We start from the raw sequence: 8471 nt of genomic DNA on the forward strand, positions 1-8471 counted from the left end.
ATTTGCTTGCATATCGTCTTAAAAATCCATTTTCCACCAAGGTTCGTCTTAATCTCGCAAAATCTAAAGTAAAAAGGCTACATATTTTTGATGTTTCTGTTTCGCGATAGTTTTTTCCTATTTGAAATGCTTCTGCAATTTTTGTAAGTATATCTTCTGTTTCTAAATGGCGATCGCTAAAATTTTCCATATTTCGTACATTTTTATCTTCTAGCGCTTGCCATAATTTATCGATTGCTTGAAATCCCTTTGTTGTGTTTTGAATAAGACCAAGGTTTAAAAGGCGATTAATAGATTTGTGAATGTTTTTGGTCTCTGAATTGACAAGTTTGAGGATATCAGAAAGAATTTTAGCACCAAGTATAATAACAGTATAGACAGCGCGTAGTGTCGGTGAGGTCATGGCAGAAATGAGCAAATTATAAGAAAAATGATTTGGCTGTATTGCACATGGATATCAATAGAATATTATTCGTGCAGAATGTAGCTGCCTTACGCTTGTCTACCCCATAATCCTTTAAGCTATGAGACAATTTGCAACGGAGTTTACAGAGCAATCTTTAAAAACCGTTTTGAGCTTTTTTGCCGCAGAGTGTGTTACAAAATCATAATTGAGCCATTTATGGCGAAGTGTTTTAGGCACTCTTGTTGTGCCACCGGTTGCAAAAATTATATGTGACATGGAAGCTGCTTATTTTTTAGTTTGCATGAGGCACAGGCAAGAAGCAAAGGCGGAGGCACCAACAATCATGCAAAAGGTGAAAGCGATGTGATTGTTGAAATGGCTGATGATCCATCCACTTGTCCATGAGCCGGCAGCTTGGCCAATATTTGAAATAACAAGAATATAACTAAAAAGAACGCTGGCAGAGAGGGATGAGGTTGTTTTCCCTGCTTGATAGTATATCTCATGGAATCATGACAGATTCATAGACACTGTAGGCAATTAATGCAGTCACAGCGGTAAAGACCCCACCCATGAGGAAAAATGAGGAGAAACTTCCCATAAGCCATAATAGGTAGAAAGTTGATTTATCAGAAAGGCTGAGATGTTTATTGATTATTCCTTGCCAGATACAAATACTGATGCCAACAATTGAAAAGAAAATTCCACTATAAGGGGCGAGATTGCTGTCAAATTTACTGAGAAGTGTTGTGGTGGTGATGAAAATTCCCATGAGGAATGCACAAAGCAAAGCCGTGACCAACAAATAAGCAATAGAACGATTATGTATTATTGTTTTTAAAGAAGAAAGAAGAGCTTTTTTTGTTTTTTTATTCTTTTCAAGAGATAATGTTTTATGCGGGTAATGATAAACAATTTGAATGGATAGAACACAAAGATACAAACCAAGGAGTGCAAAAAAAGCCATTAAGAAGATCGATGCGTTGTATTTTATAGCACTCGTTGCAACAAGAGGGGCGATAACGACAGCAGCATTTTGAAAAAAAGAATAGAGAGTTAATGCGCGCTTAAGAGCATTTTTATTGAGATGTTCTGATAAAATTTCTCTCAAAAATGGCTTTGAAATTGCTTTCGAAAAAGCCATTAAGGTAAAAAAGATCAACCATGCAGAAGGTGTGAGCGATAGGATAATGCACACAAAAGCGCTACTCCTTAAAATAAAGGCGGTAGCCATTAAGAGTTTGCGCGAAAATCTTTCTAATAAACCCGTTGTGGTTACCATGAGAATGCTTTCAAGGATTACTGATCCAGCGAGATAAAAAGCAACATTGGCAGCAGTTATGAGAGAAGAGTTTCCAAGCAGAGGGAGTACAAAGAAAAAGGAAAATTCAGAAAGAAAAACTGTGCTATAGATGAAAAAAGGAATTTTATTTTTGCCCATGGAATTTCCATAGAAGTGTTGTTAAATGATCAAAGACATTTTGTTGTATCTTTTGAGGAAGTTTTGCCGGCCCTATTTCTATTGTGCACATTTCGTTGAAATAGTATCTTTCTTGATTCACTAGCCAGTCCAATGCAAGAATATTGTTTTTTCTACGATGTTTTTAGAAATATCGAGCATGATTTGGATTGAGCAACAACACTGTGCCCTGATGTTCGCGCAACAATCGTAAGATCATTGAGACCTTGATCCTATATCTTCTCCTGATGGTTTTGACTATTTCTAATCCTATTTGATAACCAATTGACATCTCGCACTCTTGTTCCTCCCCATTGCATCTCTTGCGAAGAGAGCACGCTAATCTCATCTCCATAGATTGTCAACATATGAAAGGGATGAATGATTTTGTAACCTTTTAATGAAATTATATTTTTTTAGTGGAAGGTTATTCATTCTCTTGAAATAGAGAAGAAAAACGATAGCGTTCGCTAATCATTTTTCAATTCTCTTTTAGCGCATGCGTTGATATTTGCCTCCATGGCGTTGTAAAAAACCTCTCTCAACAAGAGTGCGTCGTAATCGGGCAAAGTCTATCGTAAAGAGGTTGCATATCTTGGAAACTTCCGTTTCGCTATAGATTTTTTCCTTCTGAAAGGCTTCACCAATTTTTGATAGCATCTCTTCTGTTTCTAAATGGCGGTCGCTTAAATTTTCCCTATTCCGTTCATGTTTATTTTCTAGCATTTTCCACACTGTCTCTTCGGCTTGAAATCCTTCTGTTGTGTTGTGAATAAGTCCAAGATTCAAAAGGCGATTGATGGATTTGTGAATGTTTTTGGCATCTGAATCGACATGTTTGAGGATATCAGTAAGATTTTTTGCACCAAGGATGATGGTGGCATAAACAGCGCGCAGTGTCGGTGATGTCATGGCAGAGATCAGTGAATTGCGGGTATTGCGTTTGTGAAGGGTTTCTTTTCCCATGGGCAAAAGATCGTTGCGAATGGGAAGTTCATTGATTTCTATGAGTTCTGCTTGTAGTGATTGTGCGCGTACAATTTGTTCGGCTGGGGTGCGTTTGCGAATAATTCCCAGACCACCTTGGCGATATTTGTGGTTTTCGGGGAGTGTTAAAGCCTCATAGGAGCCATCAAGCCGATAGAGGAGTTCTTCCCAGATAGGGGTTCTAACACGTCGAACCCGTTGTTCGCCATTGAGAGCAATTGTTGTTATCATTGTTGGTTCATGCAAACAAAGATAACCACCAGGTGTGATATGTTCCCAAAGGGTTAGAACAAATCGTACATCATCTGAGGGGGTTCCTGCATCAATCCAAGCAAAATCTATTGGCGCCCAAGATTTGAGGGTGCTTTCATCAAGAGAGAAAAAATTTTCATTGATAAATGTTACAGTGTCTTTTTTAATGCTATCTTTAAGAAGTTCTTGCCATGCTTCTTCTGCTGATTGACCTTCTACTGTAAAATCATCAATTGTGATAAGCCGTGGTTCGTAATTCTCAAGGACTCCTGAAGGATCAAGCAACGCTGTGCGCTCTTCCCAAATGGCGGATTCTAAAAGCTTTTTATCTTGTTGCCATGATAATTTCGCTTTTTGAAGTGCTTTTGCGATAAAGCGCGTACTATCACCAGCACCGATTTCAATGACTGTGCGCGGTCTTGCCATTTGAATAAGCGTATGGATAAGTTGAGCACTATTTTCTGTTCCCATGCCAGGTCTTATCAGCTGCATCTTTTTATCCTTATAATGTGAGCAATCGTAGCATTCCTGCTTTTACAAGAAACTTTATTGAAGCCTCTAGCGGGTATTGAAGATGCATTGGTGTGGCAGCTTTCTGCAAGAGATGTTTTGTTTTTTCATGAAGCCGGATTGTGCGCCCATTAAGTTGATTAATGGTAAGAGTGCCAAGAGGAGAATCGATGATACGACATGTTGTCTCTCGTAAAAGAGCTGTTGCATCATTTTCTGAAAAGGCTTTTTGATCTGTTTCGATGAGACCGTGTCGTAGCAGTGATATCAAAAGACTTCCAGAGGCAAGAAGAGTACCATTGAGTTTGATTTCTTTTAAGGATTGGACAAGGCAGCCTTCACGAAGTGCTTCAAATATGGGAAAGTCGAATCCGCCAAATGTCGCTCCTTTTGTAGAAACAATGGTGATGGGTTGTATTTGCCGTTTGCCAATGAGTGCTGGTTTGTTTCTCGTTATCTGTACGTCCTTTGCCCATTGAACGCGTGATAAAGGATTGAGTTCACGTGGGTAGACAGCGAAAGAATTGATGGCTATAGGTGGTGTTGGTTTTTGCAATTCAAGTGTGTGGATGCTTTCATTCAAGTCATGTAGCATATAGTCTGCCAGTTGCCATACATAACCACCTGTTCTATTGTAAAAGTTTAAGCCTATAGGGTCTTGTTGCATGATGTTAAACTGTTTTCTTCTGCTTTGAAATATCAAGTTTTGGCAATGGTTGTTTGCTGGGGTTGTTTGTTCCTCCACACGAGAATGGTTTATCAAAATCACATTGCTTGGTATGGGGTTGCATGGGAGATACAATAATTTGATTAGGTGATGATTTTTATGCCATTTTTGGGCATGGTTTTTTTCGAGAGAAAAGATGGCAAAGTTTGCTAGGCATTATCCCATTCCTTTTTTTGCATAGCGCGGTTTAACGTAAAGCCTAATAGGCCTGCGATCATGGTGGCAATGCCAATGATAAATAGTGTGTATTGGGTGTGATGCACTTTTACAAAACCAGCTCCTAGAAAGCCAAGGCACACCGCTGTTTGTATGATGAAGATATAGGCGGGCATTTGGTTGTTTCGGTGTTCTTTCTGAATGGCTTTCATCATAAAACTTGCCATTAGAGCATTTTGTACGCCGTTTGCACCACCAAGGATGAAAAATGACAGCATCATTAACCATACAATGTGTGTGAGAGAAAAGCAGAAAATTGCTAAGCCAATGGTTGTGGCAGCCAGTGATGCACCAGCGGCATTGCCAAAGCGATGAAAAAGGCTGGAGAAACAGAGTGGACCAACCACGAGGCCTAGACTTATCATGCTTGTGATTACCCCATAGGTTTCAGCGCTTAAGTTGAGATCGGTACGAATGCGGACAATCGATAAGACGTTGAGAGCAGAGGTGAGGATGATGGTGATGATGAGGGGAGAAAGAGCATAGACAACATTTTTTTTACGCAAGAGCCCTCTTAAATCTAGTCCCTTTTTGGCTTGCTGTGTTGTGGTTGTTGGCATATGTATGTTTAAACTTTTAAAACAGAAGAGAGTGATAAAGGTTGCACAGAGAACCATGATAGATAGTGCAAAGAGCCCTTTTTGCCCGTTTGAGAGACCATATAGCACACCTCCTAACAGTGGTCCTGCAATGTAGCCAAGATTACGGACTGTTTGGATAATGCGGTTGATATGGTCTAATTGCCGATCATTTTTTGCGAAGTCAGGTACAGCAACAAGGATAGCAGACCAAAAGAGTGAACCAGCACACCCTAGTGCAAAAGAAAGGGCAATATAAACCCAAAATTGGTTGGCGATTGCAGCTGTGGCTATAAAGAGTGCTTCAAACAATAAAACAATGGGTACTGTTCGCGCTGGTTGGAAGCGATGCAAGAGGCGTGGTGCAATTGGTCCGGCACAAATTGCCCCGACAAGCCCTGCAAACAGCAGCATTGAAATAGATGCTGTGCTTTCTGCTAAGTGTAGAGCAAATGTAACTTGTGCTGTTTCATCGGCAAAGCTGCTAAAGCCCAAAACAAGGAAAAGTCCCATTTGGGTAAAAATCATGGATTTTTTCTTTGTCACAATGCTCCCCAACATGCTAAAGCTTTTACAGCTTTTAAAATTTCCTTCTGTGCTGTGTCATGTGGTTTATCATTTAATTTTGCTAGATCTAATTTTTTTCCTGATGAAAGTTGAGAAAGGAAATGTTCTAGATGAGAGCTATACTCAAAACTGGCGCAATGCCCATTTGCTGCGATGAGGAGTTCTTTTGTTTCTAGTAAGGGCACCCATTGGAGGGTTGCAGATGCGCGAAGAGTGATTTCATTTTCAATCTCAGAGACGTCAATAAGGGGGCGCTTGACACATAAACGTGAACTTGTATCACAAATTAATTGAGAAACCAGCATATGGCGTTTTAAGGTACCATTTGCGATGGCGGAGTTTAGTGCAGAGTGTTGAAAAGCATTATCAGGGTTTAAATTTGCTCTTCCTGATGCGCGGATATCATGTCGCGTTCGATCATCAAGATGGAGTAAATGCGTGACATAATTTTTATGATGTTGTGCATCGTGTGCTGTTTCCCAAAAAGCAATATTGATATTTGCCGCGATATTTTTTCCAGTTTCAGCAACGTGGAAAGCATCATGGGGAAAGTAGGCAACACGGTCTGTACGGTTTTGCAGCGCAATTGCTGTTAATTTATGCGCTTCATATTCAGGATATTTTAGCCCTTGGAGGTCTTCTCGTGTACTGGGCCATGCAAACATTGTTTTGCCATCCTGTAGAGTAAAACCAAAATTATGAGCGTGATCCACATGTATCCCAACATGGGTGGAGGAATATCGGCCGATGAAGCAGTCAATATCCACGCGCCCACCAGGACTAAAACCTAAAGAATGAGCTAATTGATCTGAAAACTGTTTTGCCACATCCCATAGAACAGGGGTTGCAGCGTATAATCCATAATACATGACCGCCCATTCTTGTCCTTCGGCATATTGGTCAACGCGGGCAGTATATTCTTCTATAGTTCTATCCGTATCTAAAACAAGAAAGTTTGAAAGAGGACGTGGACTCCGCACTCCATTAACCACTGTTACTACTTCGGATTTAGGATTAAGAGCTAAGAGTTTATGAGGATGTAGAGCGTATTGTCTTAAAGCATTCAAAACATCTCTTTCATTGAAAGGGATGTACGAAATTGACAATTCAGCTGCTTGCTTAGCCCAAATTTTTTGAGAAAAGCCCTCTGAAAATAACTGAAACATGCACTTAAATAAGCTTAATTTTTAAAGATGGATGGATAAGCAGATTTGCATCAACAATACATCATTAAACTTCCAGCGAATCATTCATATTAAGCTCATCAAGCTCACTTTGATAAATTTGAATATCGTTACGCTGTGCATACTTAGTAAGCATTGCAGTTGGCACAACTTCATCAGCAGCCAATTCAATAACATTTTTTACTTTATTAAGTGAAATATTCATATATTTACCCCCTTATAGTTGATAAAATACAGATAATTTAAATATAAAAAAACTACCAATTTCTTACACTTAGCATGGATTTATTTTTTGTCAAATGTCATGTTGATTGCAAAGAGCATTTTAAATAAGAGGGCTGAATTTTAGAGTAATTAAGAAGAATTTACAAAAAAAGCTGCACCATGTGTGCAGCTTTTTATTGGTTTTATACTTTTTGAGCTATAAGTTTTTAAAGCATGAAAGTGTCCTTACGGCTTCTATAACCATAATAGCCAAAAACACTGGAAATAATGGCGCCTACCAGACTTCCTAAAAAGCCCCACCACCCCATATTGGAGGCTGTTTTTGTGGCTTTAGTTGCAGTGTTTTTTGCTCCCTTGATCGTATCCTCAAGATTGTCTGAGAGTGTTTCTGCCTGTTCTTCAAGGGCTTTGATAGCTTTTTCGGTTTTTTCCTCTGCGCTTTGATAGAGTTGAACAGCATGGTTGGCTGCTGTTTGTGCATCCGCACGGGTCATGCCATCCTTCATAAGCGCGTTGATGATATCACTTCGATCAAATTTTGTTGTGAGATCTTCTACACGATCAGACAGGCGCTCACCAAGATTTTTTAAAGTGGTGCGATAGTGAGACGGATCATTTTTAAAAGCTGTTATCGCAGAACCAATATCATTGAGTGCAGCTTGATAGGTTTGTTTCAAGCGATTAGCATTGAGAGCAGGAATATCGCTTTTATTGAGAAGGGAGTGCAATTCACTACCAAGTTGGTCAAAATTGATATCATTGTCACTATTTTTTGCAAAAAACTTTTCAAGACTTTCACTGTTTAATTTTGCAAGTATAGGGGAAATATTGTTTTTTAGGCTTTCTACGGTTTGTTGGACCATGGAGCTGTTTTCTAAAGCCGTTTTAGCTCCTATCTTTGCTGTACTAGAAACCACGTGGATGGCTTGGAGGGTCATCAGCAATGTTATGAGAGCCCAAGTGAGAAAGCCATGAAGAATCCCTGATGATTCAGCAAAACGTCCAGCTACAAAGCCTCCCAAGGCTAAGCTAATCAGTGTAACGATAACGGAACCCACGCCAAAGGAGAGGAAAGAGCCTTCAAATGGGGATGAAGAAGTGAAATCCATTTGGCTTAAGCCTAAAGCTGCGACCAGAAAAGAGAGGCAGATTGAGGTGGCAAGAGCCGTCACCAGTCCCGCAAAGATTGCGGACCATGAAATGGGTGTGTGAAAGAATGAATACTTTTCTTCTAGAGTTGTTTCTCCTAAAAAATTCGTATCAAATGGTGTGTTTTCAGGAATGCGAGTTTCCATGTTTTATCTCCTTGAATATGCTGGAGATACAATGCCTTTTTGCTAATTATGTTCCAAAAGGGATA

Annotated in this window: 9 protein-coding genes (1 of these 9 running past the window's edge); all 9 read right to left on the bottom strand. The window is 39.7% G+C overall.

What is annotated here, in order from left to right:
- Positions 1–403, bottom strand: partial view of a DUF2087 domain-containing protein gene (locus tag ACFIJW_RS03210; RefSeq protein ID WP_375633261.1) — the 5' portion only. 17 nt of this gene lie to the left of the window's left edge; only the first 403 of its 420 coding nucleotides appear in the window; the start codon lies at positions 401–403; its stop codon lies off the left edge, out of view.
- A 114-nt stretch (positions 404–517) separates the two neighbouring features.
- Positions 518–682: a hypothetical protein gene (locus tag ACFIJW_RS03215; protein ID WP_375633262.1), complete on the bottom strand. Its 165-nt coding sequence runs from the start codon at positions 680–682 to the stop codon at positions 518–520.
- Between the two features lie 226 nt (positions 683–908).
- Positions 909–1847: an MFS transporter gene (locus ACFIJW_RS03220; RefSeq protein WP_375633263.1), complete on the bottom strand. Its 939-nt coding sequence runs from the start codon at positions 1845–1847 to the stop codon at positions 909–911.
- A gap of 510 nt (positions 1848–2357) precedes the next feature.
- Entirely contained in the window at positions 2358–3596 is a 1239-nt protein-coding gene (locus tag ACFIJW_RS03225; RefSeq protein WP_375633264.1) for a DUF2087 domain-containing protein, read from the bottom strand.
- Positions 3597–3606: 10 nt separating this feature from the next.
- Entirely contained in the window at positions 3607–4377 is a 771-nt protein-coding gene (locus ACFIJW_RS03230) for a hypothetical protein (protein WP_375633265.1), read from the bottom strand.
- 113 nt (positions 4378–4490) lie between these two features.
- Complete coding sequence (locus ACFIJW_RS03235) at positions 4491–5681, bottom strand: MFS transporter (protein ID WP_375633266.1); 1191 nt, start codon at positions 5679–5681, stop codon at positions 4491–4493.
- Positions 5678–6868 (bottom strand): hypothetical protein, encoded by a 1191-nt coding sequence (locus tag ACFIJW_RS03240; RefSeq protein ID WP_375633267.1) that lies wholly within the window; start codon positions 6866–6868, stop codon positions 5678–5680. Before ACFIJW_RS03240 ends, ACFIJW_RS03235 begins: the two co-directional genes overlap by 4 nt.
- 64 nt (positions 6869–6932) lie before the next feature.
- Positions 6933–7091, bottom strand: a complete 159-nt coding sequence (locus tag ACFIJW_RS03245) for a hypothetical protein (RefSeq protein ID WP_375618735.1) — start codon at positions 7089–7091, stop codon at positions 6933–6935.
- Between the two features lie 226 nt (positions 7092–7317).
- Positions 7318–8406, bottom strand: a complete 1089-nt coding sequence (locus ACFIJW_RS03250) for a DUF3792 domain-containing protein (protein WP_375633268.1) — start codon at positions 8404–8406, stop codon at positions 7318–7320.
- Positions 8407–8471 lie beyond the last annotated feature (65 nt).

Source organism: Bartonella sp. MM97QHHN, from assembly GCF_042194285.1.
Lineage (GTDB): Bacteria > Pseudomonadota > Alphaproteobacteria > Rhizobiales > Rhizobiaceae > Bartonella.